Consider the following 26406-nt stretch of genomic DNA (forward strand, 5'->3'; position numbering starts at 1 on the left):
GTTCGAATCCGAACGATGAATTTAATGCCTAAAAGGACACGAACAAAGTGAAATGGCGAAGGAAACTTGGAGGTTTTTTTTATGGGTAATTTTTAGAAAAAATTAAATAAAGAAGGGTTCTCCCGATGTTTCGGTACGGACGATGCCTCTGAAAAAAAATACATTTCTGTAGCTCATTTTTGTTTTCAGTGTTATAAAATAAAGTATAGTATTACACAAAAAAAGCTTCTGAAAATCAGAAGCTTTGAATAGAATTTCAAAAAAGTATAATCCCCTACTCTATCTTTTCTAAGGCATTTTTAACCATTGCTTTTTCACCAGGAAAAAAACCCTGTGTAATTAAAACAATACCAAAAATCATTAAAACAACGGCAATTCCTTTTTTGATTTTATGAATATTGGTAGGCGTCATTTTAGATTTTAATTTCTTAGCCAAAACAATTTTGATACCATCAATCATCAAATAAGAAAGAATAACTGAAGTAAAAAAAGTCATCATTCTAGAAGTTTCCATATCCATTTTTGGTCCAACAGAAATAATTACAGCCAACCAAAAACCTAATACCCCAATGTTTATAACATTGAGAAAAAAACCTTTCATGAATAAACTTCCATAATTTTTCTTTAAAATCTCATCTTCAAGGATTTCATCAGGAGATTTTTCGGTTTTTTGTAATCTAACAAAGGAGATTACACCATAAACGAACATGATCAAACCACCAAAGATAAATAATGCTGGTTCATCTTTTAAACTTGTGATTAATCGATAACTTCCCAAATACGCTAACAAAATAAAGAGAATATCGCCTAGTATAACTCCTAAATCAAATACCATAGCGGCACGGAATCCTTTACTAATACTAGTTTCTAGTAATATAAAGAATACTGGGCCTATCATAAAACTTAAAAAAATACCCCAAGGAATACCCGCTAAAATATCATTAATCATATAGTATTGACTTGCAAAATTATTTTTGAATGATTGTACCTCCCAAAACAGTTTCTTGATTGATTTGTTTAGGTTTACCATAAATATAGATACTACCACCTGCCTTAACTTTTGCATCTACAAATTCTGTAGCATAAATCTCGGCTTTTCCCCCAGCAGCAACTTGAATGGAAGCTTGTGAACTAATCAAATCCATGGCTTCTAAAACACCCCCAGAAGCAACAGAAATAGTTTGTGCAGTAGTTTTTCCATTAAGAGTTAAAATACCTCCAGAAACGGCTCTAAGTGTTGTCTTGGCAGTGGCTAGTTCTAATTTGATTTGAGCGCCTTCTTTTGTTGACACACTTAAATGAGTTTGTTCAAAAGGGAAATCGCAAGAAACATAGCTCCCTTCATTGGCATCGATACTTTCTAACTTTTTGAAATACAAGACTACTTGTGTATCATTGCCGGCTAATAATTGAGGAAAGGGCATTCTAAGTTTTATTTCACCATTTTTGTTGATAACTTCTAATTCATTAGCTCTAGCACCTGTAATTTCAATTTTATTTTCCTCTGAAGGAACTAACTTTACGGTTAGTTTATCAAACACTTTTACACTATCAAAATCGCCTAAACTTTTGTTTACTTGTGCTTGTACAATACTGCTAATAACCAAGCATAAACTAATAATAATCTTCTTCATTCAATTCTTTTTAATAATTATTTCTTCTAATAAAATGAAAATCCAATTGTTTCTTCACTAAATCGGCATTTTTTACTTTGACAAAAATTTCATCGCCTAATTGCAATAAATCATGCGAAGTCGCTCCTACCAAAGCGTATTGTTTTTCGTCAAAAGTATAATAATCTTCTTTTATATCGCGAATTCTTACCATTCCTTCGCATTTATTCTCGATGATTTCTACATAAATTCCCCACTCGGTTACTCCCGAAATTACACCCAAAAACTCTTGATCTTCATGATTTTGCATGTATTTCACCTGCATGTATTTGATAGAATCACGTTCTGCATTGGTGGCTAAACCTTCCATAGTTGAAGAATGCAAACATTTAGTTTCATAGGTTTCTTCATCTACTGATTTTCCACCATCGAGGTAATATTGTAACAATCGATGCACCATGACATCCGGATACCTACGAATGGGTGAAGTAAAATGAGAATAATAATCGAAAGCTAGTCCATAATGACCAATATTCTCTGTTGAATATTTGGCTTTACTCATGGAACGAATGGCTAAAGTATCAATAAGATTCTGTTCTTTTTTACCACTCACCTCCTCCATCAAGGCATTCAATGATTTGGAGATATCGCCTTTGTTTCTAAAGTCAATTTTGTAACCAAATTTTGCAATCACATTTTGCATGGCAATGAGCTTATCTTCATTGGGCTCATCGTGAATTCTGTAAATAAACGTTTTCTTTTGTTTTCCAATAAATTCCGCTACTTTTCTGTTAGCCAAAAGCATGAATTCTTCAATCAAATGATTGGCATCTTTGGCTATTTTGAAGTACACGCCTTCAGGTTCTCCTTCTTGGTCTAAATTGAATTTTACTTCGACTTTATCAAAAGAAATAGCGCCTTCATTCATTCTATTTCTTCTTAAAATTTTGGCTAACTCATCCAATTTAAGTGTAGCTTCAACAATTTCATCGGCCACAACATAGCTACTTCCTGTGATTGAAGTTGCTATTGGAATAGTATTATCTTTGGTTTCAATGATGTATTGTGCCTCTTCATACGCAAATCGTTGATCAGAAAAAATAACCGTTCTTCCAAACCATTGGTTAATAACTTTGGCTTTGGCATCCAATTCAAAAATAGCCGAAAACGTATATTTCTCTTCCTGAGGTCGTAAAGAACAAGCAAAATTGGATAAAACCTCTGGTAACATAGGTACTACCCTATCTACCAAATACACCGAAGTGGCACGTTGATACGCTTCGTCATCAAGTATGGTTCCTTCTTCTAAATAATACGAAACATCGGCAATATGAACCCCAATTTCGAAATTTCCATTGTCTAATTTTTTGAAAGACAAGGCATCATCAAAATCTTTGGCGTCTTTTGGGTCGATGGTAAAAGTGAGCGTATCTCGCATATCGCGACGTTTGGCTATTTCACTTTCTTGAATACTAGTATCAATTTTTTGGGCAAAAGTTTCAACTTCGATAGGAAATTCTGCTGGCAAACCGTACTCGGCCAAAATGGCGTGAATCTCGGTATCATGTTCTCCAGGTTTTCCTAAAACTTTGATTACTTTTCCAAAAGGACTATCAGCGCGTTTAGGCCAATCTTCGATATGAACCAGAACAACATCTCCGTGTTCTGCCTCCCCTATTTTATCCTTTGGAATAAAAATATCAGTGTACATTTTTGGGTTGGCGGTCGAAACAAAAGCAAAATTCTTTTGAATGTCAATTACCCCTACAAAATCAGTTTTGGCTCTTTCGACAACTTCAATAACTTCACCTTCAGGACGTTTTCCTTTTCTTCGATTATAAACATAGACTTTTACTTTGTCTTTGTCTAAAGCTCTATTCAGATTATTGGTTGGAATAAAAATATCTTCTTCAAAATCAGGACAAATAAAATAAGCCGTTTTACGACCTGTCATATCAATGGTTCCTTCGTAATAATCTTGGCTTATAGCTTTTACAAGATATTTTCCTGGTTCGGTTTCTATAATTTTTTTGGCAGCAGCCAAAAGTTTTAAATCCTTAATGATTTGATTTCTACTTTGAGTATCATCTACTTCGAGTTTGGCTGCAATTTGTTTGTAATTGAATCCTTTATTGGGAGATTGAGCCAATACTTTTAAAATTTTACCACTAAAATCTTTCTCTTTTTTGATTGGCTTTCTGAGTCTTTTTCGCATAGCGTGTTCTAATAAAGTCTAAAATTACAAAATAGTTAACGGTTAAACCTAAAAGTATTCGAGAATTAAATAAAAAATAACTTTGATAAAAAATTGTATCTTTATGTAAAATATTGATATGCAGTCTTTTAAAACAATAGCGATTTTCAATTATCCTCACGAAATAGTCGTGCTAAAGCATATTTTAGAACTCGAGAAAATTCCTTTTTTCTTCGAAAATGAAGTCACCCTTTCCGTAGCTCCTTTTTATACCCATGCCCTTGGCGGTATTCAACTCAAAGTTCATCCCAACGATTTCGAAAGAGTACAAGCCATCTTAGATCATCTTTCTCCCCATCTTAGAATAGTGTAACTACTCCTACTCTATTTTTATTTTTTTGAAAGCTTCAAGGTTATCAACATACATTAAAATAAAAAAAAGAAAAATTTAAATTAAATTAATTTTTTGATGGTTATTATGGTGTGTTAATAAGGGGAATAATTTTTTTATAAAATCCTTTTTTTTGAAGTTATGCTAATTTATTTGAAGTTATTAACATAGTTGTAAAAAAGTAAAAGTTTAATTTTAAAGGAATTATAAGAAATAATTAACAACTGTTGACATCTGAATTTTAAATTGAATTGTAGATAACTTCAATTGAAAATTTTGTTGATAAACCTATTTTCTCTTTTGATAAGTTTTCTAAAAATCATCGAAACTTTACTTGCATATTTGAACCCAATTTTTGATTATAAATTTTCCCTATTCAAGCTAAAAAAAGTTCTAATTTTCTTTCTAAACTTATTAACATTTAATGTTAATTTAAAGTTAACTGAAAATCAGATATTTACAAAACACTATCAACATGCTAGTTAATTAACAAAATTATTGAAGACAATGTTTTGGTTTTTAGTAAATTATAAAAACTTCATATTTAGCACTTATCACCAAAGTCTTATCAATGAACATTTTAAGTAGATGAAGTTTTTTAACCTATATTAATCTAATAAATAGGTTAAAGAATGCTTTGTTGTAAAAGTATATTTTTTGAGTAAAACTCGAATACTTTGGTTAATTTTGTAACCGCACAACTTAATAACAATACAAATGAAAATTTCTATCGGAAACGATCACGCGGGACCAGATTACAAAAAAGCAATCGTACACTATTTAGAATCAAACGGACATCAAGTTACTAATTATGGAACAGATACTGAAGATTCAGTAGATTATCCAGATTTTGGTCATCCAGTAGCTTTGGATGTAGCACAAGGTAAAGCCGATTATGGAATTGTAATTTGTGGTAGTGGAAACGGTATTGCCATGACGGTAAACAAACATGCTGAAGTAAGAGCTGGGCTTTGTTGGACAAAGGAAATTGCTTATTTGACTCGTTTGCACAATGATGCCAATGTGTTAAGTATACCTGCCCGCTTTACTTCTATTCAACAAGCTGTTGAAATTGTAGCTACTTTTTTAACAACCGAATTTGAAGGTGGTAGACATCAAAATAGAGTGAATAAAATTGCTTGTCAGTAATTTTTTTTCGAGGTGCTTCGCACCATATTAATCCTATTAACCGCTTAGATTATATTCAACTAAGCGGTTTTTTCATATGAAATAAGAACCAAGTAACGGCTCTGTTTTTTCTAGATTAAGCTTTGCTATACAATTTGTTTTTACTCCAATTTTGAAAGAAAAAACTCAAAGTTTTAGTTACTATTTTTTATGAATATAATGGTATCAATTTTTTTTATTGTAGTATCAAACATTAAAATGTTAAGATGACTGGCAAAACCTATTTAATGTAATACCTTTGCAGTTAATTTAGACAAAATCAAGATAACAAAATTATCAATTGTTTCATTAACAAAAAACCAATAAAAAAATATTCAAAATGATACAAGTATCTGATACTGCCAAAAAGAAAATCATCGATTTGATGCAAGAAGATGGTTTCGATGCTGCCCGCGATTACGTTAGAGTAGGCGTAAAGAGTGGTGGTTGCTCGGGCTTGTCTTATGATTTAAAATTTGACAAGGAAAAAGGAGAAGAGGATAAAATTTTTGTGGATAATGAGATAACCATTGCAGTTGAAAAAAAATCATTCCTTTATTTAGCTGGAACAATTTTAGAATATTCTGGTGGTTTAAATGGAAAAGGCTTTGTTTTCAACAATCCAAATGCACAAAGAACTTGTGGCTGCGGAGAAAGTTTCTCCTTATAGTCAACTACCCAATGTTGTAAAGTTTACAATTAAATACCATGAATTGACTTTAGAACATACAAAATTTTAAAACAAAACAATGAGTAAATATACTGAAGACGATTTAAAAATCGAATTAGAAACCAAAGAATACGAATACGGATTTTATACCAATTTAGATTCTGAAACGTTTCCTGTTGGTTTAAATGAAGAAATTGTACGCGCCATTTCCAAAAAGAAAGAGGAACCAGAATGGATGACCGACTGGCGTATCGAAGCTTTTCGTGCTTGGCAAGATATGATCGAACCCGAATGGGCCAATGTTCATTATGAAAAGCCAGATTTTCAAGCCATTTCCTATTATTCTGCACCCAAAACTGTAGATCCTAACAAGACTTTGGACGATGTAGATCCAGAATTGTTGGAAATGTATAAAAAGTTAGGGATTTCTATCGATGAGCAAAAGAAAATGAACAACATTGCCATGGATATTGTAGTAGATTCCGTATCGGTGGCCACAACTTTCAAGAATACTTTAGCTGAGAAAGGAATTATCTTTTGTTCCATTTCCGAAGCCATCAAAGAGCATCCAGAATTAGTTCGTAAATACTTAGGTACTGTTGTCCCTCAAAAAGATAATTTTTATGCCGCTTTAAATTCGGCGGTCTTTTCAGACGGTTCTTTTTGTTATATTCCAAAAGGCGTACATTGTCCGATGGAATTATCTACGTACTTCCGAATCAACCAAGCTGGAACTGGACAATTTGAACGTACTTTAGTAATTGCCGATGAAGGAAGTTATGTTTCCTATTTAGAAGGTTGTACGGCTCCAAGTCGTGATGAGAATCAATTGCACGCAGCTGTGGTAGAATTGATTGCTTTGGATAATGCCGAAATTAAATATTCAACCGTACAAAACTGGTTCCCTGGTAACAAAGAAGGTAAAGGTGGGGTATACAATTTTGTAACCAAAAGAGGATTGTGCGAAACCAATGCAAAAATTTCTTGGACACAAGTAGAAACAGGATCTGCTGTAACTTGGAAATATCCTTCTTGCGTGTTAAAAGGAGATAATTCAATAGGAGAGTTTTATTCTATTGCAGTAACGAATAATTTCCAACAAGCCGATACAGGAACCAAGATGATTCATTTGGGAAAAAATACCAAATCGACTATCATTTCTAAAGGAATTTCGGCAGGAAAATCGCAAAACAGCTATAGAGGTTTAGTACAAATTAGCCCAAGAGCCGAAAATGCTCGTAATTTTTCGCAATGCGATTCTTTATTAATGGGTAATAATTGCGGTGCTCATACTTTTCCATACATCGAAAGTAAAAATCCAACAGCAAAAATAGAACACGAGGCAACTACCAGTAAAATTGGAGAAGATCAAGTGTTTTATTGTAACCAAAGAGGTATTCCAACCGAAAAAGCCATTGCGCTTATCGTAAACGGTTTTAGCAAAGATGTTTTGAACAAATTACCGATGGAGTTTGCTGTGGAAGCCCAAAAATTATTAGAAATTTCGTTAGAAGGTTCTGTGGGATAATTTTTTTATAAATTTACAGCAATAGTATTTAAGTCAGATTGTTATGGAACTCATTTTAAAAAACGTTAAGAAAAGAGATTTTCCCGTCTTGAAATCGTTGGCAAAATCATTGGGTTTTGAAATCGTTCAAGAAGTTGACCCGAGCAAAAGCGAACTGGCGAAGCAAAAGCCTTATAATCCAGAATTTGTAAAAGAAATATTGGAAGCTAAAGAAGAACTAAAACAAGGGAAAGGTATAAAAATGACTTTGGAGGAATCGGAAGAATTATGCAAATAGAATTTTCAAGGAAAAACACAATTATAAACATTATCAATATTTAGTTTAATATGAACTCTGCTAAAGATATCAAAGATCTAGGAAAAATTAGATTAGAAGAAGCACAAATATTACTAGATAATGAAAAGGTAAACGGAGCATTTTATTTATTAGGTTATACAATAGAACTTTATTTAAAACACAAAATATGTCAAGTTTTGGATATCGATGACTTATTTGACACTAAATGTTCTTTGAAGAAATATTTTGAGGGAAGAAATCCTTTTTTTTCTCATGATTTGAATACTTTATTAGTTTACTCTGGTTTAAAAAACAAATTTGATTTAGCAAAAAGTGATAATCAGGTTTTATTTAAAACAACTTCTTTATTAATAGACGCATGGTCTGAAAAATCAAGGTATGACATTCAGCCTAAAAGTAAAAAAGATGTGCAAGACGCTATAAATTTATTAAAAGACCCTAAAGGATTATTATCATGGATAGACAGCAATTAGAAAGTAAACTTTCGAAGTTTTTTGAGGTTTGCAAAGAAAGGAAATATCCTATAGAAAATTATTGTATCATTGATAACGAAACAGATCATATATTGGAAGTGAAGGCAAATTGGATAGATCAAATGAATTCCTGTTCCAACGCACTAGATATACTAAATGATATTTTATGGGAAACCACAGATGTGAATACTAGAAAAGAAATATTTGCCATTTCAATTTTGGATTCAAATGAACAACCACACTGTTATTCAGAAGTTACTAACAGCAAATAATTAAAAAAAAAACATATTCTAAAAATGTTATCAATAAAAAACCTTCACGCCTCAATAGGCGACAAAGAAATATTAAAAGGAATAAACCTTGAGGTAAAAGCCGGCGAAGTGCATGCCATTATGGGACCTAACGGTGCTGGAAAAAGTACACTTTCGGCCATTATTGCTGGAAACGAAAACTACGAAGTAACCGAGGGTGAAATTATCCTAGACAACGAAGATATTGCAGAATTAGGTCCTGAAGAAAGAGCGCACAAAGGAGTATTTCTTTCTTTTCAGTATCCAGTGGAGATTCCAGGAGTTTCAGTAACCAATTTTATGCGTACGGCTATCAATGAAACGCGTAAAGCCAATGGAAAAGAAGAAATGCCAGCCAACGAAATGTTGAAGGTAATTCGCGAAAAATCAGAATTGTTAGAAATTGACCGTAAGTTTTTATCTCGTTCTTTAAACGAAGGTTTCTCAGGTGGTGAGAAAAAACGTAACGAGATTTTTCAAATGGCAATGTTAGAGCCAAAATTGGCCATCCTAGACGAAACAGATTCTGGTTTGGATATCGATGCTCTTCGAATTGTAGCGAATGGCGTAAACAAGCTAAAAAGCGACAAAAACGCAATTGTTGTGATTACGCACTACCAACGTTTATTGGATTATATCGTTCCTGATTTTGTACACGTTTTATACAATGGTAAAATTGTAAAATCGGGTACCAAAGAATTGGCCTATGAGCTAGAAGAAAAAGGATACGATTGGATCAAACAAGAACAAGAAGCGTAAAAATGTTTGTAGTTTATCGTTTGTTGTTGCCTTGAGAAACAATAAACCTAAAACCATAAACCATAAACAGTAAAACTATGTTAAGAGAAAAATTACTATCGTCCTTTATGGCTTTTGAAGAAAAGATTGATGTGAAAACTGCTCTTCATGATATTCGTACAGCAGCGATAAAGAACTTTGAAAATAAAGGTTTTCCAACCAAAAAAGAGGAAGCTTGGAAATATACTTCATTGAATAGCATTTTAAAAAATGATTTCAGTGTTTTTCCAAATACCGAAAATACCATTGAGTACAAAGAAGTTAAAAAATACTTTTTGCACGAAATAGATAGCTATAAAGTGGTTTTTATAGACGGAGTTTTTAGCTCGAATTTATCCTCAACCACTCACGATGGAATTGATGTTTGTTTGATGTCATCGGCACTGAACAAACCAAAGTATAAAATGGTTATTGATACCTATTTCAATCAAATTGCAAGTAAAGACGAGTCATTGACTTCTTTAAATACGGCATTTGCTAATGAAGGTGCTTATATCAACATTCCAAAAAGTAAAGTAGCTGATAAACCTATCGAGATCATGTATTTTTCTACAGGTTCCGAAAAAGCACTTTTGGTACAACCAAGAAATTTGATCATTGTAGGCGAGAATTCGCATGTGCAAATCATCGAAAGACACCAATGTTTGAATGATAATGCGGTATTGACCAATTCGGTTACCGAAATTTTTGCTCAAAAACGTGCCATTGTAGATTATTATAAAATTCAAAATGATGCTGCCGAAGCGAATCTAATTGATAATACTTACGTTTCTCAAAAACAAGAAAGTCATGTCTCAGTACAAACTTTTTCTTTTGGCGGTAATTTGACTCGAAACAATTTGAATTTTTATCATCTTGGCGAACGTCTTACTAGTACTTTGAATGGAATTACCATAATAGGAGGGAAGCAGCACGTAGATCATTACACTTTAGTGCACCATGCACAGCCTAATTGCGAAAGTTTTCAAGATTATAAAGGAATTTTCAATGATCGTGCGACAGGAGTTTTCAATGGGAAAGTGTTTGTTGAAAAAGAAGCACAAAAAACCAATGCTTTTCAACAAAGCAATAATATCTTGTTGAGCGACAAAGCTACGATTAATGCCAAACCACAGTTAGAAATTTTTGCCGATGATGTAAAATGTTCTCATGGTTGTACGGTGGGGCAATTAGACGAAACGGCTTTGTTTTATATGCAACAACGTGGAATTCCTAAGAAAGAAGCCAAAGCATTATTGATGTACGCTTTCTCAAATGCTGTCATCGAAAACATCAAAATTCCTGAACTTAAAAAACGAATTACCGCTATTATTGCCGATAAATTAGGCGTGAAATTAGGGTTCGATTTGTAGTTTATAAACACAAAGTTCACTAAGGTTTACACAAAGGGTACAAAGTTTTTAATTTAACTTTGTGCCCTTTTTTGGTAACTTCCACTATCAAAAATTAGTATATTTGAGGTATTAATTTGCATTCTTATGGAAACAATTATTACAGACATCAATAGTTTAGATCTTTCCAAATCGTATACTTATGCGGACTACCTTACTTGGAATTTTAAGGAAAGATTAGAAATTTTGAAAGGTAAAGTTTTCAAAATGAGCCCTGCACCCAGCAGAAAACATCAAGAAATATCGGTTGAGCTTACGGGTATTTTTTATAATTATTTCAAAAAAAAGCCATGTAATGTTTATGTTGCTCCCTTTGATGTGCGATTAAAAAATTATAAAAAAAGTACTTCCGACAAAGAAATTACTACCGTTTTTCAACCTGACATTTGTGTGATTTGCGATAAGGAAAAATTAGACGATAGAGGATGTCTTGGGGCGCCTGATTTGATTATTGAAATTCTTTCGCCAGGCAATTCCAAAAAAGAAATGGATATTAAATTCGATTTATATGAAGAAAACGGTGTTAAAGAATATTGGATTGTAGAACCGTATCAAAAATCAATTTTGATTTATACTTTACAAAAAGGTACTTATATTGGACTTAAACCCATAGCCGAAGAAGGATTGGTACACAGTCCACTATTTCCAGAATTGAGTTTTAATGTGGCGGATATTTTTGTGGATTGATTTGTAATTTTATCCACTCTCAAAATTAGTATATTTGAGGTATTAATAGGCATTCTTATGGAAACAATTATTACAGACATCAACAGTTTAGATCTTTCCAAATCGTATACTTATGCGGATTACCTTACTTGGAATTTTAAGGAAAGATTAGAAATTTTGAAAGGTAGAGTTTTCAAAATGAGTCCAGCACCTAGTAGAAAGCATCAGGAAGTTTCATTTCAGTTATCCTTAATTTTTGGAAATTTTTTTAAGAAAACACCTTGTAGCGTTTACGTTGCGCCCTTTGATGTGCGATTAATCAATTACAAAAAAAGTACTTCTGACAAAGAAATTACAACGGTATTCCAACCTGACATTTGTGTGATTTGCGATAAGGAAAAATTAGACGATAGAGGGTGTCTTGGGGCGCCTGATTTGATTATTGAAATTCTTTCGCCAGGCAATTCCAAAAAAGAAATGGATATTAAGTTCGATTTATATGAAGAAAACGGTGTTAAAGAATATTGGATTGTAGAACCGTATCAAAAATCAATTTTAATTTATACTTTACAAAAAGGTACTTATATTGGCCTTAAACCCATAGCCGAAGAAGGATTAGTACACAGTCCACTTTTTCCAGAATTGAGTTTTAATGTGGCCGATATTTTTGTGGATTGATTAAAATAGAGTAATCTGTTAAAAAAACAAACCCGACAACTTTATAAAATTGTCGGGTTTGTGGTTAAATAAGGTAGGTGTTACTTTTTAAAACTTCCAATCACTCCTTTTAGCAATTCATTTACATTATATTTTCCTTCGTCGCTTAATCCCATGCGAACAACTACCAAATCATGTGAAGGAAAAATAGCAATCATTTGGCCTTGATACCCGCTACAATAATACATGTCTTTGGGGACATCCTTGAATTTTCCTCCTTTGTTAAGCCAAAATTGCGCACCATATTGATCCTTTGAAGTAGCGGTAGGTGTATGGCTGTATTTTACCCATTTTTCGCTTAGGATTTGTTCTCCATTCCAGTTGCCTTTGTGTAAGTATAACAACCCAAATTTGGCCCAATCTCTTGCGGTGGCCCATCCATAAGAAGAACCTACAAAATTTCCAGCCATGTCGGTTTCTACTATCATGGAATGCATTCCCATTTTATCGATAAATGCACTATACCAAAAATCGAGATATTCTTGATGGGTTTTGAATTGCTTGCGTAGTATACCCGAAAGTAAATTGGTTGTCCCTGAGGAATAATTCCAGTGTGTATTGGGTTTGTATTTTGCTGGCTTTACCAATTGTGTTCGTGTCATGTCTTCGTCTTGAAACAACATAATGGTAGCATCACAAATTTTGTCATAAGCCTCTTCCCATTCCAAACCCGAGTTCATGTGCAACAAATCGTTGGTGGTAATTTTTTTTCTGCTGTCGTTTTGCCATTCCGGAAATGGAGCCGGTTTATAAATATCAAATTTTCCTTGTTGTTCCAAAACCCCAAAAAAGGCACTGGTCAAACTTTTTGTCATGGACCAACCCAAAATTTTGCTGTTTTTAGTAAAACCAGTATCGTATTTTTCGGCAATAATATGATCTTTGTAGATGACCAATACGGCGCGACTTCTTTTGTTTTTTTCCCCATTTTCATCAAAAGCGTTGGCAACAACTTTTTTCAATTTTGTATAATCAACATTGGCAAAAACCGTGTCTTTGGGTTCCTCATTTCCATAAGGAAAAGGCAAGTTGATGGGTTTTAAGTTCCGTTTTGGGGTTAGATAAGGTTTTGAAACATCGAAATCATCATTGATTAAAGTGGCACCTAAACCTTCTCGATAAATCGCCTTTCTTTCTTTTAGACCATAAACTGAAGCCGTGGCAAATTTCTCAGCTTCATGAATAGTATTGGTAGCCAGATCAACTTTGTCAATATCATTGTCACCATTTTCTATAATTTCCTGACTTCGGTGATCAATAAAATGCCCCGAGGCCATACTTTTGGCCGAAAACCCAGAAATCAAATCGAGTTTAGGGTAGGTGGTAAATCCCAAAAAAACTAAGGTAAGCAAAAGTAAGATGCCAATACTTTTTACAATTTTATTCATAACGAATTAATTTTTAGCCAATTTAGTAAAAAGTAGTAAACAAGGGGTCTTTTTTTCATTTCTTGAATTACGGACGGTTTTCGTTATAAACGAATCCTATTTTGGTATTACGTTTTATTAACAACTGTTTGCTAATAATTAGCTACAGTTTCACTACTTTTGTATTTAGAAAAATTCTAAATTAAGTCATGTTAGACCTTCAAAAAATAAGAGCCGATTTTCCGATACTTTCACAAAAAGTAAATGGAAAACCTTTGGTGTATTTCGATAACGGAGCAACCTCTCAAAAGCCACAAGTGGTGATTGATGCGATTGCAAAGTATTACCAAGAAATCAATGCCAACATTCATCGTGGCGTACATACCTTGAGCCAATTAGCGACAGATGCTTACGAAGTGGCTAGAGGGAAAATTCAACACCATATCAATGCCAAACACGCACACGAAGTATTGTTTACTTCAGGGACGACTCATGGCGTGAATTTGGTTGCGAATGGGTTTGCCTCTTTATTAAAATCAGGCGATGAGGTATTGGTGTCTGCTTTGGAGCATCATAGCAATATCGTGCCTTGGCAAATGCTTTGCGAGCGTACAGACGCTACGCTAAAAGTCATTCCAATGAATGAAAAAGGAGAATTAATTTTGTCTGCATTTGATGAATTACTATCCGAAAAAACCAAAATTGTTACCGTAAATCATATCTCTAATGCGTTGGGAACGATTAATCCCATAAAATATATCATTGACAAAGCGCACGAATTTGGTTCTGCAGTGTTTATTGATGGCGCCCAAGCGGTACCTCATTTGAAACCCGATGTACAAGCGTTGGATTGTGATTTTTATGCTTTTTCGGGACATAAAATGTGTGGGCCAACAGGAACTGGAATTTTGTATGGAAAAGAAGTTTGGTTGAATAAATTGCCACCCTATCAAGGTGGAGGCGAAATGATCAAAGAGGTGACTTTTGAAAAAACCACATATGCCGATTTACCACATAAATTCGAAGCAGGAACACCTAATATTGCTGGAGGAATTGTCCTTGGAACCGCGGTAGATTACATGAATGAAATAGGTTTCGAAAACATTCAAGCGCAAGAGTTGGCCCTTTTAGAATACGGAACTCAACGCTTATCTGAAATAGAAGGCTTACGAATTTATGGGACTTCAGAAAACAAGACTTCGGTAATTTCATTTAATATTGATGGAATTCATCCGTATGATATTGGAACCATTATTGATAAATTAGGAATAGCCGTTCGAACCGGACACCATTGTGCCCAGCCGATTATGAATTTCTTTGAAATTCCGGGAACGATTCGAGCTTCTTTTTCGTTTTACAACACCAAAGAAGAAATAGATAGCTTAGTGGAGGCCGTTAAAAAAGCCAAAATGATGTTGTCATAAAATTCGTAAACGATGAAATTTTTTAGTCAATTATTTTTTGTTTTTATGGTTGTATCAAGCTGTTCTAGTCAAAAAAATACCGATTGGAATTCTATTTCCATTGAGTATACAGCCAACAGCCGTGGATTGTATCAAAAAATAATGGTCGAAAAACAACACGTTTGGATAACCCAAGATAGAACGGCAAAACCGGTAGAAGTTTTACTGAGTTCTTCCGAATGGAAAACATTAAGGAAAACGTATGACCAATTAGAATTAGAAGCCATTCCCTCCTTATATGCGCCCACAGAAAAGCGATTTTATGATGGAGCAGCAATGGCCCATTTAAAAGTAATAGCCAACGGTCAAAACTATGAATCCAAAACTTTTGATCATGGATTTCCACCAGCAGCTATAGCAAAAATAGTAACTTTATTAGTTTCATATACCGAAAAATAAGCATGAGTATCAAAGAAATACAAGACGAAATTGTAGAGGAATTTTCAATGTTCGACGACTGGATGCAGCGTTACGAATACATTATTGAGTTGGGAAAAAATTTACCTTTGATTGACGAAGCGGCCAAAACCGATGATAATTTAATCAAAGGGTGCCAGTCCAAAGTATGGTTGAAAGGCGAACAAAAGGAGGGTAAAATTGTATTTACTGCCGATAGTGATGCCATTTTGACCAAAGGTATTATCGCCATTTTAATACGCGCTTTCTCGAATCAGACACCTGCTGATATCTTGAATGCTGAGATGGATTTTATTGATGAAATTGGACTCAAAGAACATTTATCACCAACAAGAGCCAATGGCTTAGTTTCGATGATTAAAAACATCAAAATGTATGCATTGGCGTTTGACGCAAAAAAATAATTAAACATATAAGCCATTAAAGTTTTTTTCAAAGATGAAAATAACAAGAACTTTTTTAAAAGAATTGGTGTATCAGGTAAATGGAGCAACGATAGAAGTTCATAAAAGTTTAGGACCAGGTCTACTAGAAAACATTTATCATCAATGTATTAAAAAGGAATTAGAATTGCGCAAAATAAATTATTCTTCTGAACTTCAAATTCCTTTAACATATAAAGGTTTTGAATTGGAATCAAAACTTAGATGTGATTTGTTTATTGAGAATTCGTTGGTTGTTGAATTAAAATCTGTTGCTGAAATCAATCCAATTTTTGATGCTCAACTACTTACCTATATGAATTTATTGAAGGCTCCAATGGGTTTGTTAATTAATTTTGGCGTTAAGAATATATACTATGAGGGACAAAAAACTATGGTAAATGAATTTTATAGAGGACTTGATGATTAACGATAAATCAAATTTGATTAGAAAATATATTTTATAAGTTTATTGCTTACATGAATTTATATCCAGACTTTAGAAAACAAAAAAACTCATATGACTCATATGTTTTAATAAATTAAAAAAAATGACAGAAGAAATAAACACCGAAGCATTAGGAGAAGCTATCGTAAAGAAATTAAAAACGATTTACGATCCGGAGATTCCAGTAGACATTTATGAATTGGGATTGATTTATGACGTGATGGTCAATACCGATTACGAAGTAAAAATCTTGATGACTTTAACTTCGCCAAATTGCCCCGTGGCCGAGAGTTTGCCAAGAGAAGTAGAAGAGAAAATCAAATCGATTGAGCACGTAAAAGATGCCGATGTAGAAATCACTTTCGACCCACCTTGGAGCAAGGATTTAATGAGCGAAGAAGCTAAATTAGAATTGGGAATGCTTTAATAAAAAGTGCTCAGTTGTCAGTCTTTAGTACCCAATTTTACTGAACACTAAGAACTGACCACTGATTACTAAATTAAAAACATGGACGAAATAGTTAATAAAGTAGCCAATAGTGCGCTTAAAGTCTTCGATTTAGAAGATTATTATCCTAGCGGAATTCGAACACAAATCGATGTTTCGCAATGGCTGTTGGATGGGTTTTTATTAAAAGAAAAAGACTTTCGTGAAGCCTTAAAAAATCAGAATTGGTCGCAATACCAAGACCATTATGTCGCCGTGCATTGTAGTACTGATGCCATTATTCCGGCTTGGGCACTTATCTTAGTGACCACATATCTCATCCCTTTTGCCAAAAAAGTGGTGTTGGGTACTATCGATGATTTAAATGGAGCTTTGTATCAAGACATTCTCAACCAACTCGATTATTCTGAATACCAAGACCAGCCGTTAATAATTAAAGGTTGTTCTAAAAAGCCAGTACCAGAAAGCGCCTATCTTATGGCTATCCAAAAATTACAACCTTTGGCCAAAAGCATTATGTATGGTGAGGCCTGTTCTGCAGTGCCATTATACAAGAGGTCCAAGACGTAGTTGTTAAATTCAATTTATAGGAATTTATTAAATATTGCCCTTAAAACTCATTGATTCGCTTACAATAAGTCAAGAGTTTTAAGGGTTTTTTTATTTATAATCGTTTAAATTTCAGAGTATTAATGGTTTTTTTGCTACATTTGAGTAAACCAATAAAACCTTAATAATGAAAGCAGTTATAGTGACCCTAGCAATACTTGGGTGTGTTGCTATATCCAAAGCGCAAAACACCGAAAAAGAACTCATCAAAAACACCGAAGCAGCTGTAAAGAATATCAATGATACGTTACCTAACGGCTGGCGCAAAAAAGGAAATATTGCTTTTCTTTTCAGCCAATCCAACTTTAACAATTGGATAGCCGGTGGTGAAAACAATTTATCAGGAAATCTGGGTATCAACTATGATTTCAACTACAAAAAAAACAAATTGACTTGGGACAACAAAATCATTGCTTCTTATGGTATATTGCAAACCAAAAATGCCGATTTTGAGAAAAAAACCGACGACCGTTTAGAATTCAATTCTACCCTAGGACAACACGCTTTTGGGAATTGGTATTATTCATTATTTTTGAATTTTAGAACTCAATTTACAAGAGGGTATCTGTATGGTAAAGATGCCAATGGAGCTGAGATTCGAACCGAAAACACTAATTTTTTATCGCCTGGATATCTTACTTTTGGTCCGGGTTTGTTCTGGAAAAAAGGAGACCATTTGCGTTTGAATTTTGCGCCCTTAACTTCTAAATTGACTTTTGTAGACGATTTTTATACCTCGCTACCGGGTTATGTAGATGGGTCCTATTTTGGAGTGGATGCCAACAAAAGCATGCGTTACGAATTGGGTTTTTATGCTTCGGGCTACTATAAGTTTAATATCATGACCAATGTTTCGGCCGAAAACACCCTGAATCTTTATACCAATTATTTAGAGGACCCACAAAATGTAGATATTGATTATTCCTTGGCAATTGTCATGAAAATTAATCGATTCTTATCGGCCAATTTGAATTTTCAAGCCATTTATGATGATAACGCTTTTAGAGGTTTTCAAACCCGACAAGTTTTTGGCTTGGGAGTGAATTATGGATTTTAATTTTTGATAACTAATTCCATTAGATGAGTAAAGTAATTTTGTATATCGCCACCACAATTGATGGTAAAATTGCCCGAAATGATGGGAGTTTAGATTGGCTTTTTAACGTTCCAAATCCTGATCAATCGGATTATGGATATCAAGCATTTTATGACAGCATAGGAGTTACATTTATGGGAAGACGCACCTATGAAGAAATACTTGGTTTTGGAGTGGAATGGCCTTATCAAGGAATCGAATCATATGTAATTTCACAGCAGCAGGACTTTTCAGTAAGCACCACTGATACTTTTTTGCTCACGAATGACATCGTTGAGTTTGTTAACCAAAAAAAATTAGAATGCGATAAAGATATATGGCTAATAGGAGGAGGGGAGTTGATTACTTTTTTCTTAAACCACCAATTGATTGATCAAATGCAATTGACGATTGCTCCAACAATTATTGGAGATGGGATTTCTTTATTTCCTAATCAACCTATGGAAACCTTATGGTCTCTTTCAGCAACTGTACCGTATCCTTCGGGTATTGTAACCTTGATTTATGATAAATATGTAGACTTGAATTAAAAAAGCATTTGGAATATATTTGGATGACGTTAGTAACAAAAAAAGCCCTTTTGATGGTTTTCAAAAGGGCTTTTTTACGATTATTCTTTTTCTTCTTTCTCAATGGCATCCTTATAATCGGGATACAAGAATTTGTTGTAAGGGAAGCGCGTGATGTGAATTTGTCGCACGGCTTCGTACACTCGTTCTCTAAATTCCTCGAAGTTTTCTTTTTGAGTGGCCGAAATAAACAAGGCATTTTCAGATCCTAAGCGATGCATCCATGTTTGTTTCCATTCATCTAAAGTGAAGTGACGTGGCGTTTTCTCGGTCATCAAATCGTCTTCGTCAATGGTAAGATGACGGTAGGCATCAATTTTGTTGAAAACCATAATTGTAGGTTTGTCATTGGCCTTTATGTCTAGCAAGGTTTGATTTACAGATTCGATGTGATCTTCAAAATCAGGGTGAGAAAGGTCTACTACATGCAGCAACAAGTCAGCTTCGCGTACTTCGTCTAGCGTACTTTTGAACGAATCGACCAGTTGCGTAGGGAGTTTTCGGATGAATCCTACAGTGTCTGAAAGCAAGAAAGGCAAGTTTTTGATGACCACTTTTCGAACAGTAGTGTCTAGGGTGGCAAACAATTTATTTTCTACAAAAACATCGCTTTTACCCACGGCATTCATCAAGGTGGATTTACCCACATTGGTATATCCTACTAGTGCTACACGAACCATAGCGCCGCGATTGCTGCGTTGAATGCCCATTTGTTTGTCTATAGTTTTGATTTTATCTCTCAATAAGGCAATACGATCGCGCACAATACGACGGTCGGTTTCGATTTCGGTTTCCCCAGGCCCACGCATCCCGATTCCTCCTTTTTGTCGTTCTAAGTGCGTCCAAAGTCCCGAAAGACGAGGCAACAAATAGATGCATTGCGCCAATTCAACTTGCGTTCTAGCATAAGAAGTTTCGGCACGTTGCGCAAAAATATCCAAGATCAAGTTGGTTCGGTCAAGGATTTTGCAATCGATAATTTTGGAGATATTCTTTTGTTGCGAAGGCGTTAACTCGTCGTCAAAAATCAAGGTCGAAATGTCATTTTCTTTTACATAATGATGAATTTCGTCTATTTTACCCGTACCCAAAAACGTTTTGGGATTGGGTTTGTCCATTTTTTGCCAAAAACGTTTTACCACCTGTCCACCAGCGGTAAAGGTCAAAAACTCTAGCTCATCAAGATATTCTCTCAATTTCTCTTCACTTTGATTTTGAGTTACAATCCCAACAATGGCGGTTTTTTCGAAATTTATTTTTTCTTTTTCTAACATGTCTTCAAATAAGGCACAAATTTAATCATTTGCTTTGTACTTCCGACCCAGAAGCTTCAAAAACCGTAGCAGGTTCATAGACAAAAGTTTTTACCGTTTTAATCATTCCATTGTCCTCGATTAAGGAATACGATATTGGGTAATTTGTGGTGTTGTATTTAAATACGCCCGCTTTGATGACAGGCGAAGTAGAAGTATTGTATTTTATTTCATTGTTTGGACTGCTATCATTCCATTTGAACTCTTCATCTTGAAAAGAAACTAAAGGAACAATCACTTGATAATGGGGTCCAAAAATGGCTTTTACCATCAACCTATGAGCCGAAGTTTTGGTGTCATATCCAAAATAATGGATTGTTTTATCGCCTACAAGTCCCGTTTGTTTGGTAGGATTGCTTTTGTCATAAAAAAATTCGGTTTTGTGAATGATTTGTTGGTTTCTGTCTCGCACCGAACGTCGAACTACTAAACCATTCTCTACCACATAGTCAACTTCCTCCACGAAAAGTTGTTGAGTGGTGCTTTTTTTGGTTACCTGTTTGATTCGCGCTCCTTCGTAAGTGTAGGTAACCGTTTTTGTTACAATCTTACCATTTTCTTCATATTTTTTTGTGAATAGGATTAAACGATCTTGGGCATCATAAGTGTAGTTGTTTACTTCTTTCCAATTGCTCCCTACACGATCTTTTACGGTATGATCGAGTATTCCTTTTTTGTTATAAAAAAAACTTTGGGTCACATCAGAGGTCTTGATAGTGCTAAGTTTTCCGTTTTCAAAAGTATAATTTTTGTGAATCGCTTCTCCGCTTTTAAGGTTTCTAAAATTGGTTTTGATTACGGCAATATGTTTCAATTGTAAGGATTGGTCCAGCGTTTGACTTTTTACGCCACACGAAAATGCCATCAAAAAGAAGGCAGCAAAATAGGTTTTCATTTTTGGTTAAGTATTGATTTGGGACGACCAAAATACGAAAATGATATTTAGTAAAAGCGAATTAGAAAATCATTTCTTTGTGGGTAAAATGGAGATCTATTCTAGACTTTCAGCAGCCTTTCTGATTCGTGCCGAAATATCAAACAAAGCATTTCGTAACATTTCTTTTTCTTCATCGGTAAATTCGCCGTGACCGCCGTTACCATCTCTACCATTGAGTTTGTTGTACATCCAAGAACTCGATTTACCAAAATAGGTTTTAGCAATATCTGCCCAAGATATATCCAAAATTATATCATCTAATTGCTGTCTTGCTGTTTTTTTGTCTGCTACTTTCATACGGTTATATTTTATGAAACTTAATTTTCAAATTAGCCGTCTAATAAATTGTAAAACAACTCTACTATTAAAACTCTTAACGTTTTAGAAGGATTATGTTTGGCATTTTTATAATTTCTAATTTGCTCAATCAATTCCTTTTCTTGGTCGGTTGATTCCATTTTATTGGTTTGATTTTACTTTGTAAATGTACTGCGAATATTCGCAGTAAACAAAATTATTTATATTCTCCTAAGTTTGCTATTGGGTGATTTTATTATTCTTTACTTATCCCCAAAAATTTGCACATCGTCTATCATAAAAGCACCGTCTAGTGCGGCATTTTTTCCTGAGCCAGTGTAGCGAAAAGCAATGTTGACTTTGCCTTTGAATGCACTTAAATCTATGGCGCCCGAGCCGATGAATTGGTACCAAGTAGTAGCCTGTTTGGGCACTGTGGCTTGTAAGGGAGTCCAAGTGGCGGAAGCTATGTTTACGCCATCAAAATTGGTGGAAATAAAAACGTCTAAGCTATTCAGAGGCGAATCGACATCGAGATGATGTTGGGCCGAGCGGAAGGTCAAGATTTCATTGGTGTGGACATCTAAGTCGATCTTGGGTGAAATTAGCCAAGCTACATTCGAAGCTACTTTGGTACCCGAAATCGCAAACTCGGCGTATCCATTGCCATTATAAACGGTACCTTTCCACACGGGTGTGCCTTTTTGAGCTATATTCGCCCAGCCGGGTAAACTTAGATTGGTTTTATCGACTACTTTTTCAAAATCTTCTTTGAAGAAAGGTGTGATACTAGCGCCTGTCAAGTTCACATCTTTTTCGGAACGAGCGATGAGTTGGTAGTCGGCGCCAAATTTGGTCAAAATGCCTTTGACTTTTCCGCTGCCTTTTGGGACCGTTTTGGTGGCGAAATCGGCAAAACTAGAGGTTCTAAAAATAACTTGATTTCCCAATTGATCCATCAAATTCCAATTGGTGCCGCCACCTACATCTTCGCTTTCTTCATAGTATTTTCGTCCAACAGCATCTGATGTAAATTGTACGTTTTGCAACTCGACCAAAGTGTTCAAGTGGGTGTCATTCAATAATTCGGGAATGGTTAGGGCTTTGGTCAATTGCGATTCTTCGATAATGGTGCAGGAGGGGAATAGCACTTTTTTATAATCGTTTTGTGAAAGTCTGCCCACGCCCCCTTCGTTATAGGAATTGACATATATGGATCCAATTCTGAGTCCACCAAAATTGATGTCGGTATATTGATTTTTGAGTTTAAGATAGACTTTGTTTCCCAATCGAAAATCGATGTACAAATTAGTAGCATCGATAGGCACACTAAAACCAATAGCTGGCGAAGTAGGAGTGACCAACGTTTGAAAACTAATGGTTTTGAAAAAATTTCCGTCTTCGTCACTCGAAACCACATAGGCTTCAATTATATCTTCAAAAGGGTATTGCGCCACAATAGCATTGGCACTAGCTTTCAACTGAGCCACGGTTTGGTTGACTTTCAAATCGGGTTGGGTGCATTCTAATTTTGGAATGTCAAAATCTTCTTGAGCACAATTCGTCAAGAAGTAGGAAAAGACAAAGAGGAAGGATAGAGTAAAAATAAATCGTTTCATGTTGCTATGATTATAATAAGTTGGATTACAAATTCAGATAAAGAGAGACAAAATAATTGCGGCCATAGCCTTGGAAATATTTGTTGCCAAAATTGGGATTACCACTAGATACGTCTTGATTACGCTGTCTAAAATTAGCATTTCGAGCTTGTTCATACCCTCCGGTTTGGTAATGGGTATCCAAAAGATTGGTAACACTCATAAACAATCCAAGAGTTTTCCCTTTGATTCTCCACGTTTTTCCACCTGTGAGATTGAGCAGAAGGACAGGGGCTAATTTTTCTTGACGTAGTAATTCCTTGGCACGTGCTTCGGTGGCTTCAGGAAAAGGAAAACCATTGGCTGGATTTCTAAAAAAAATAGCCGTTCTAGCAATGGGCGAAACGGAGATATAAGATTCGGTAATGTAATTTACATTGGTCCCCAACCACCAATAGTGCGGGTCGCGATATTCTAATCCCATACTATAGGCCTGTTGCGGCATACCACTTTGAAAGTAATTTTTAAGGATAGCCTTTCCAAAATCAAATATAGGATTGGTGTTGTCTACGGAGGCTTGGGCATCATTTGTCACGGTAACGTTGGGGTTGCTGGCAAAGGTATAGCGTCCGTAAGCGGCTGCCAAGGTCGTCTTTAAGGTACTGCTTATGGGATATTCAATACTCAATTCGGCGCCATAATTTTGCTTGTCGAGTTGGGTAAGGGTTTGTCCCACAAAAGCATCGGTATTGGTGTAACCCGCTCCGTCGTCGAAAATACCTTCGGCGTAGAAAAAAGAATTCTCGGTGGTGTTTTTTAAGTAGGAATAGTAGGTGGTGATACGCGTTTTTAACCAAGGTGTTCGGTATTGATAGGTAATTTCGGCACTGCTATGGTTTTCGTTAGTGAGGCCATTTACAATACTGTTGTTCAATCGAGCGTTGGGAAAACTGTTTTGAATGGTAGGCGCTTTACTCAGGTGGGCAGCATGAATTAAAAGGGCCTGTTTTCCAGAAAAAGAATAGGTCATACCGGCTTTAAAACCAAAATTCTCGAAGTTGATTGTGTTGCTTTTACCCAAAGAATTATTCTCGTATAGTCCGTTTTTATACAATCCTTCGCGCTGATAGTTGGTCATTGAAAATTCCTGTCCAAGGTATAAATGCACTTTTCGAAATCGGAATTGAAACTGGGTAAAGGCTTGAATTACTTGTGCTCTTATGAAATAGTTATAACCGAATTTATCGCCCTCCACTACTTGTCGGTTGGGATGATTCAAATCGGATTGGGCTTGGGTGCCGTTGTAAAATGTATCGATATCTTCAAAATAACTACCGCCCAATAGGTCAACTACTTTTTGATAGTGCTCTGTTTTTGAAGTTTTGAAATTGGCACCTGCTGTTAAGGCAACAGCTTCTGAAATTTGAGAGTTAAAAAGCGTATTCGCGGCTAGGACCGTTTCATCAGCTCGGTCTTCATAGACAATATATTGGCTTTGGGATGGTTCGTATCCGATGATGGTTCCATTCGAATTAAGGATGGGTTGTTGATTGGCTTGGTAAAGGGCCGACCAATTGATTTGTGGATTTTCTAAGAAGGCAAGGCGACTTTTTTCGGCATTCTCTTCATCGGGAATGAAGGGACCAGAAAATTCACCTTGGTCTTTTTCATAAAGCGAAAGATAGTAACTCGGCATTTTCCGATAATAGGTCGGGTCGGGATTGTTGGCTTTTTGAAAATCGATATTGCTATTGCTGATGCTGCCCCATTGGTAGAGTATACCCGATTGTAGCTGAGTTTTGTCGTTGATTTTGAAATAATGGTTGAGTTGGACAATGGGTTCATTTACGGTTTTGATTCTGGCGTTTCGTTTCTTTCCGTTTTGAAATCCCCAATAGGAATTATATCGTACTCCCATTAGATGAAACACTTCGGCGGTATTGGGAGCGGTTTTGGCTCTTGAGTTGGGGGTATAGATGCCTGTTAAGTTGAGCGCATGTTTTGCATTGAATTGTTTTTCGACACTGATGAAAGCTGAGTTTCCGTCAAAATTCGTGCCGTCAAAATACGGATTTTCCCCGATTCGTTTGCCAGTCGAAACAACAAATGCCCAACCCTTTTTGTTTAATCCAGAGGCATAAGTGGCCATCATTCGCCAGTTGTAGGTAGTATTGGTTCCGGCAAAAGAGAGTCGGGAACCCGAACGATAAGCAGAAGCCCTAGTATTGATTTGCTGTGCGCCTAAAAGTCCGCCAAAACTGTAGTCGAAAGCGGCAGTGCCAATGACAATCTCTTGGTTGCGCAACACATCGTTGATGCCGCCCCAATCGCCCCATTGTGGACGACCATCGTATAATTTGTTCAATGTCATACCATTTATAAGAAAAGTTGCATTTTCGGCATCTAATCCTCGAATCCTAAAACGGGTTTGTCCCCATTGAAAAGCGGCAGTTTGTTGAAATACCTCGCGTGAAGCTTGTAGTAAAGCAGTGGTACTTTCTGCTCCGTTAAAGTCATCTTGCAGTTGATCTTCAGAAAGGGCAATGGTGGCACTTTGTTGTTCACTAGACAAGTCTGAAGCCAACAGGATTGCACCTAAATCGGATATGGAATTGGCCACTACGGTTACGGACAGTAATTGGTCAAGATAGCCTTGACTGTGAATTAAAATATAGTAAGTATTGGGGGGTAATTGATCAAATAATACCGTTCCAGAGGAGGAAGTTAGTTGTAAAAAGGATGTATTTTGAATACTTACCACTACAGAGGATAAGTTTTTTTTGTTTTGTGCATCCAATACTTTTAGGGTAAATCCGGATGAATTTTGACTATAAGTTTTAGCAACAACACACAAAAGAATAACACAAACAATTTTTTTAAGCATAAACCATTGAATTAAAAATGATGCTTTACAAGAAAAGGTGTTGGTATTGACCTTTTCTTGTAAAACAAAAAGCGAACGTTAGTAACGCCCATTAACAAAGTCAACGTTTTTGGAAATTTGAGTTTGAATCTCAAATGCGATAACGGTTTGATGTGGTATTTGAACCGTAAGTATTATAATGAATTGATATTCAGTTATAATAACAAAACAAATGTAGTATAAAAACTATTAACTTTTTCAACAAAAATTAACTTTTTTGTGAATTTACACCGACATCTTTTTTCAGCAACTGCAATAAAGGGCTTATGAAAACGAGTATTTATCATTAGCCCTGATGGGAGC

Annotated in this window: 29 protein-coding genes; 19 read left to right on the plus strand and 10 right to left on the minus strand. The window is 35.2% G+C overall.

Going from position 1 to position 26406, the window contains the following annotated elements; all coding sequences use genetic code 11:
- Positions 1-274: 274 nt before the first annotated feature.
- Genes ACZIX2_RS13425 through rnr form a run of 3 tightly spaced genes read right to left on the minus strand, consistent with a single transcriptional unit; the run spans position 275 to position 3828 of the window.
- A complete protein-coding gene (locus ACZIX2_RS13425) occupies positions 275-949 on the minus strand; it encodes a LysE family translocator (RefSeq protein WP_463340610.1) in 675 nt (224 codons plus the stop codon).
- A 19-nt stretch (positions 950-968) separates the two neighbouring features.
- Positions 969-1634 (minus strand): head GIN domain-containing protein, encoded by a 666-nt coding sequence (locus ACZIX2_RS13430; RefSeq protein ID WP_463340611.1) that lies wholly within the window; start codon positions 1632-1634, stop codon positions 969-971.
- A gap of 10 nt (positions 1635-1644) precedes the next feature.
- Positions 1645-3828: a ribonuclease R gene (gene rnr / locus ACZIX2_RS13435; protein ID WP_463340612.1), complete on the minus strand. Its 2184-nt coding sequence runs from the start codon at positions 3826-3828 to the stop codon at positions 1645-1647.
- Positions 3829-3946: 118 nt separating this feature from the next.
- Between rnr and ACZIX2_RS13440 the strand changes: the two genes are divergently transcribed.
- The 11 genes from ACZIX2_RS13440 (at position 3947) to ACZIX2_RS13490 (ending at position 12157) form a co-directional block, all read left to right on the plus strand.
- A complete protein-coding gene (locus ACZIX2_RS13440) occupies positions 3947-4180 on the plus strand; it encodes a DUF2007 domain-containing protein (protein WP_463340613.1) in 234 nt (77 codons plus the stop codon).
- 735 nt (positions 4181-4915) lie between these two features.
- The gene (rpiB, locus tag ACZIX2_RS13445; protein WP_463340614.1) at positions 4916-5347 is read left to right on the plus strand and encodes a ribose 5-phosphate isomerase B; all 432 of its coding nucleotides are present in this window, start codon (positions 4916-4918) and stop codon (positions 5345-5347) included.
- Between the two features lie 358 nt (positions 5348-5705).
- Positions 5706-6035 carry a HesB/IscA family protein gene (locus tag ACZIX2_RS13450; RefSeq protein ID WP_463340615.1) on the plus strand — a complete coding sequence of 110 codons (330 nt, stop codon included), beginning with the start codon at positions 5706-5708 and terminating at the stop codon, positions 6033-6035.
- A gap of 79 nt (positions 6036-6114) precedes the next feature.
- Complete coding sequence (gene sufB / locus ACZIX2_RS13455; protein ID WP_463340616.1) at positions 6115-7563, plus strand: Fe-S cluster assembly protein SufB; 1449 nt, start codon at positions 6115-6117, stop codon at positions 7561-7563.
- Between the two features lie 43 nt (positions 7564-7606).
- Positions 7607-7840, plus strand: a complete 234-nt coding sequence (locus ACZIX2_RS13460; protein ID WP_463340617.1) for a DUF2683 family protein — start codon at positions 7607-7609, stop codon at positions 7838-7840.
- A gap of 50 nt (positions 7841-7890) precedes the next feature.
- Positions 7891-8334 carry a hypothetical protein gene (locus ACZIX2_RS13465; RefSeq protein WP_463340618.1) on the plus strand — a complete coding sequence of 148 codons (444 nt, stop codon included), beginning with the start codon at positions 7891-7893 and terminating at the stop codon, positions 8332-8334.
- Entirely contained in the window at positions 8316-8606 is a 291-nt protein-coding gene (locus ACZIX2_RS13470; protein ID WP_463340619.1) for a hypothetical protein, read from the plus strand. Before ACZIX2_RS13465 ends, ACZIX2_RS13470 begins: the two co-directional genes overlap by 19 nt.
- Before the next feature lie 24 nt (positions 8607-8630).
- Positions 8631-9383 carry a Fe-S cluster assembly ATPase SufC gene (gene sufC / locus ACZIX2_RS13475; protein ID WP_315141340.1) on the plus strand — a complete coding sequence of 251 codons (753 nt, stop codon included), beginning with the start codon at positions 8631-8633 and terminating at the stop codon, positions 9381-9383.
- 77 nt (positions 9384-9460) lie between these two features.
- Positions 9461-10774: a Fe-S cluster assembly protein SufD gene (sufD, locus tag ACZIX2_RS13480; protein ID WP_463340620.1), complete on the plus strand. Its 1314-nt coding sequence runs from the start codon at positions 9461-9463 to the stop codon at positions 10772-10774.
- Positions 10775-10900: 126 nt separating this feature from the next.
- On the plus strand, positions 10901-11500 hold the full coding sequence (locus tag ACZIX2_RS13485) for a Uma2 family endonuclease (protein WP_463340621.1): 600 nt from the start codon (positions 10901-10903) through the stop codon (positions 11498-11500).
- A gap of 57 nt (positions 11501-11557) precedes the next feature.
- Positions 11558-12157 (plus strand): Uma2 family endonuclease, encoded by a 600-nt coding sequence (locus tag ACZIX2_RS13490; protein WP_463340622.1) that lies wholly within the window; start codon positions 11558-11560, stop codon positions 12155-12157.
- An 80-nt stretch (positions 12158-12237) separates the two neighbouring features.
- Here the strand turns inward: ACZIX2_RS13490 and ACZIX2_RS13495 are convergent, their stop codons facing one another.
- Positions 12238-13584, minus strand: a complete 1347-nt coding sequence (locus ACZIX2_RS13495; protein ID WP_463340623.1) for a serine hydrolase domain-containing protein — start codon at positions 13582-13584, stop codon at positions 12238-12240.
- Between the two features lie 188 nt (positions 13585-13772).
- On the opposite strand from ACZIX2_RS13495, the gene ACZIX2_RS13500 reads away from it, so the two are divergent.
- The 8 genes from ACZIX2_RS13500 to ACZIX2_RS13535 all read left to right on the plus strand — a co-directional run bounded on the left by ACZIX2_RS13500 (position 13773) and on the right by ACZIX2_RS13535 (position 18996).
- Positions 13773-14987 carry an aminotransferase class V-fold PLP-dependent enzyme gene (locus ACZIX2_RS13500; RefSeq protein ID WP_463340624.1) on the plus strand — a complete coding sequence of 405 codons (1215 nt, stop codon included), beginning with the start codon at positions 13773-13775 and terminating at the stop codon, positions 14985-14987.
- Between the two features lie 12 nt (positions 14988-14999).
- Complete coding sequence (locus tag ACZIX2_RS13505; RefSeq protein ID WP_463340625.1) at positions 15000-15425, plus strand: hypothetical protein; 426 nt, start codon at positions 15000-15002, stop codon at positions 15423-15425.
- Between the two features lie 2 nt (positions 15426-15427).
- Positions 15428-15847, plus strand: coding sequence for a SufE family protein (locus ACZIX2_RS13510; RefSeq protein ID WP_463340626.1), 420 nt, complete (start codon positions 15428-15430; stop codon positions 15845-15847).
- Positions 15848-15881: 34 nt separating this feature from the next.
- A complete protein-coding gene (locus ACZIX2_RS13515; RefSeq protein ID WP_463340627.1) occupies positions 15882-16295 on the plus strand; it encodes a GxxExxY protein in 414 nt (137 codons plus the stop codon).
- 121 nt (positions 16296-16416) lie between these two features.
- Entirely contained in the window at positions 16417-16740 is a 324-nt protein-coding gene (locus ACZIX2_RS13520) for an SUF system Fe-S cluster assembly protein (RefSeq protein WP_463340628.1), read from the plus strand.
- 81 nt (positions 16741-16821) lie between these two features.
- Complete coding sequence (locus ACZIX2_RS13525; protein ID WP_463340629.1) at positions 16822-17331, plus strand: DUF2480 family protein; 510 nt, start codon at positions 16822-16824, stop codon at positions 17329-17331.
- A 166-nt stretch (positions 17332-17497) separates the two neighbouring features.
- Positions 17498-18427, plus strand: coding sequence for a DUF3078 domain-containing protein (locus ACZIX2_RS13530; RefSeq protein WP_463340630.1), 930 nt, complete (start codon positions 17498-17500; stop codon positions 18425-18427).
- 23 nt (positions 18428-18450) lie between these two features.
- Entirely contained in the window at positions 18451-18996 is a 546-nt protein-coding gene (locus ACZIX2_RS13535) for a dihydrofolate reductase family protein (RefSeq protein WP_463340631.1), read from the plus strand.
- 80 nt (positions 18997-19076) lie between these two features.
- Here the strand turns inward: ACZIX2_RS13535 and hflX are convergent, their stop codons facing one another.
- The 6 genes from hflX to ACZIX2_RS13565 all read right to left on the minus strand — a co-directional run bounded on the left by hflX (position 19077) and on the right by ACZIX2_RS13565 (position 26064).
- Positions 19077-20309 (minus strand): GTPase HflX, encoded by a 1233-nt coding sequence (hflX, locus tag ACZIX2_RS13540; protein ID WP_463340632.1) that lies wholly within the window; start codon positions 20307-20309, stop codon positions 19077-19079.
- A gap of 25 nt (positions 20310-20334) precedes the next feature.
- Entirely contained in the window at positions 20335-21243 is a 909-nt protein-coding gene (locus ACZIX2_RS13545; RefSeq protein WP_463340633.1) for a hypothetical protein, read from the minus strand.
- A gap of 96 nt (positions 21244-21339) precedes the next feature.
- A complete protein-coding gene (locus tag ACZIX2_RS13550; protein ID WP_438061875.1) occupies positions 21340-21582 on the minus strand; it encodes a DUF5053 domain-containing protein in 243 nt (80 codons plus the stop codon).
- Between the two features lie 32 nt (positions 21583-21614).
- On the minus strand, positions 21615-21743 hold the full coding sequence (locus ACZIX2_RS13555; protein WP_463340634.1) for a hypothetical protein: 129 nt from the start codon (positions 21741-21743) through the stop codon (positions 21615-21617).
- A 102-nt stretch (positions 21744-21845) separates the two neighbouring features.
- Positions 21846-23201, minus strand: coding sequence for a DUF5689 domain-containing protein (locus ACZIX2_RS13560; RefSeq protein WP_463340635.1), 1356 nt, complete (start codon positions 23199-23201; stop codon positions 21846-21848).
- A gap of 25 nt (positions 23202-23226) precedes the next feature.
- The gene (locus ACZIX2_RS13565) at positions 23227-26064 is read right to left on the minus strand and encodes a TonB-dependent receptor plug domain-containing protein (protein WP_463340636.1); all 2838 of its coding nucleotides are present in this window, start codon (positions 26062-26064) and stop codon (positions 23227-23229) included.
- Positions 26065-26406 lie beyond the last annotated feature (342 nt).

It is taken from the genome of Flavobacterium riviphilum (assembly GCF_055231795.1).

Excerpts from the sequence above, each read along its gene's own strand:
- ACZIX2_RS13425 (WP_463340610.1), bottom strand. The coding sequence starts at position 949 with ATGATTAATGATATTTTAGCGGGTATTCCTTGGGGTATTTTTTTAAGT.
- ACZIX2_RS13430 (WP_463340611.1), bottom strand. The coding sequence starts at position 1,634 with ATGAAGAAGATTATTATTAGTTTATGCTTGGTTATTAGCAGTATTGTA.
- rnr (WP_463340612.1), bottom strand. The coding sequence starts at position 3,828 with ATGCGAAAAAGACTCAGAAAGCCAATCAAAAAAGAGAAAGATTTTAGT.
- ACZIX2_RS13440 (WP_463340613.1), top strand. The coding sequence starts at position 3,947 with ATGCAGTCTTTTAAAACAATAGCGATTTTCAATTATCCTCACGAAATA.
- rpiB (WP_463340614.1), top strand. The coding sequence starts at position 4,916 with ATGAAAATTTCTATCGGAAACGATCACGCGGGACCAGATTACAAAAAA.
- ACZIX2_RS13450 (WP_463340615.1), top strand. The coding sequence starts at position 5,706 with ATGATACAAGTATCTGATACTGCCAAAAAGAAAATCATCGATTTGATG.
- sufB (WP_463340616.1), top strand. The coding sequence starts at position 6,115 with ATGAGTAAATATACTGAAGACGATTTAAAAATCGAATTAGAAACCAAA.
- ACZIX2_RS13460 (WP_463340617.1), top strand. The coding sequence starts at position 7,607 with ATGGAACTCATTTTAAAAAACGTTAAGAAAAGAGATTTTCCCGTCTTG.
- ACZIX2_RS13465 (WP_463340618.1), top strand. The coding sequence starts at position 7,891 with ATGAACTCTGCTAAAGATATCAAAGATCTAGGAAAAATTAGATTAGAA.
- ACZIX2_RS13470 (WP_463340619.1), top strand. The coding sequence starts at position 8,316 with ATGGATAGACAGCAATTAGAAAGTAAACTTTCGAAGTTTTTTGAGGTT.
- sufC (WP_315141340.1), top strand. The coding sequence starts at position 8,631 with ATGTTATCAATAAAAAACCTTCACGCCTCAATAGGCGACAAAGAAATA.
- sufD (WP_463340620.1), top strand. The coding sequence starts at position 9,461 with ATGTTAAGAGAAAAATTACTATCGTCCTTTATGGCTTTTGAAGAAAAG.
- ACZIX2_RS13485 (WP_463340621.1), top strand. The coding sequence starts at position 10,901 with ATGGAAACAATTATTACAGACATCAATAGTTTAGATCTTTCCAAATCG.
- ACZIX2_RS13490 (WP_463340622.1), top strand. The coding sequence starts at position 11,558 with ATGGAAACAATTATTACAGACATCAACAGTTTAGATCTTTCCAAATCG.
- ACZIX2_RS13495 (WP_463340623.1), bottom strand. The coding sequence starts at position 13,584 with ATGAATAAAATTGTAAAAAGTATTGGCATCTTACTTTTGCTTACCTTA.
- ACZIX2_RS13500 (WP_463340624.1), top strand. The coding sequence starts at position 13,773 with ATGTTAGACCTTCAAAAAATAAGAGCCGATTTTCCGATACTTTCACAA.
- ACZIX2_RS13505 (WP_463340625.1), top strand. The coding sequence starts at position 15,000 with ATGAAATTTTTTAGTCAATTATTTTTTGTTTTTATGGTTGTATCAAGC.
- ACZIX2_RS13510 (WP_463340626.1), top strand. The coding sequence starts at position 15,428 with ATGAGTATCAAAGAAATACAAGACGAAATTGTAGAGGAATTTTCAATG.
- ACZIX2_RS13515 (WP_463340627.1), top strand. The coding sequence starts at position 15,882 with ATGAAAATAACAAGAACTTTTTTAAAAGAATTGGTGTATCAGGTAAAT.
- ACZIX2_RS13520 (WP_463340628.1), top strand. The coding sequence starts at position 16,417 with ATGACAGAAGAAATAAACACCGAAGCATTAGGAGAAGCTATCGTAAAG.
- ACZIX2_RS13525 (WP_463340629.1), top strand. The coding sequence starts at position 16,822 with ATGGACGAAATAGTTAATAAAGTAGCCAATAGTGCGCTTAAAGTCTTC.
- ACZIX2_RS13530 (WP_463340630.1), top strand. The coding sequence starts at position 17,498 with ATGAAAGCAGTTATAGTGACCCTAGCAATACTTGGGTGTGTTGCTATA.
- ACZIX2_RS13535 (WP_463340631.1), top strand. The coding sequence starts at position 18,451 with ATGAGTAAAGTAATTTTGTATATCGCCACCACAATTGATGGTAAAATT.
- hflX (WP_463340632.1), bottom strand. The coding sequence starts at position 20,309 with ATGTTAGAAAAAGAAAAAATAAATTTCGAAAAAACCGCCATTGTTGGG.
- ACZIX2_RS13545 (WP_463340633.1), bottom strand. The coding sequence starts at position 21,243 with ATGAAAACCTATTTTGCTGCCTTCTTTTTGATGGCATTTTCGTGTGGC.
- ACZIX2_RS13550 (WP_438061875.1), bottom strand. The coding sequence starts at position 21,582 with ATGAAAGTAGCAGACAAAAAAACAGCAAGACAGCAATTAGATGATATA.
- ACZIX2_RS13555 (WP_463340634.1), bottom strand. The coding sequence starts at position 21,743 with ATGGAATCAACCGACCAAGAAAAGGAATTGATTGAGCAAATTAGAAAT.
- ACZIX2_RS13560 (WP_463340635.1), bottom strand. The coding sequence starts at position 23,201 with ATGAAACGATTTATTTTTACTCTATCCTTCCTCTTTGTCTTTTCCTAC.
- ACZIX2_RS13565 (WP_463340636.1), bottom strand. The coding sequence starts at position 26,064 with ATGCTTAAAAAAATTGTTTGTGTTATTCTTTTGTGTGTTGTTGCTAAA.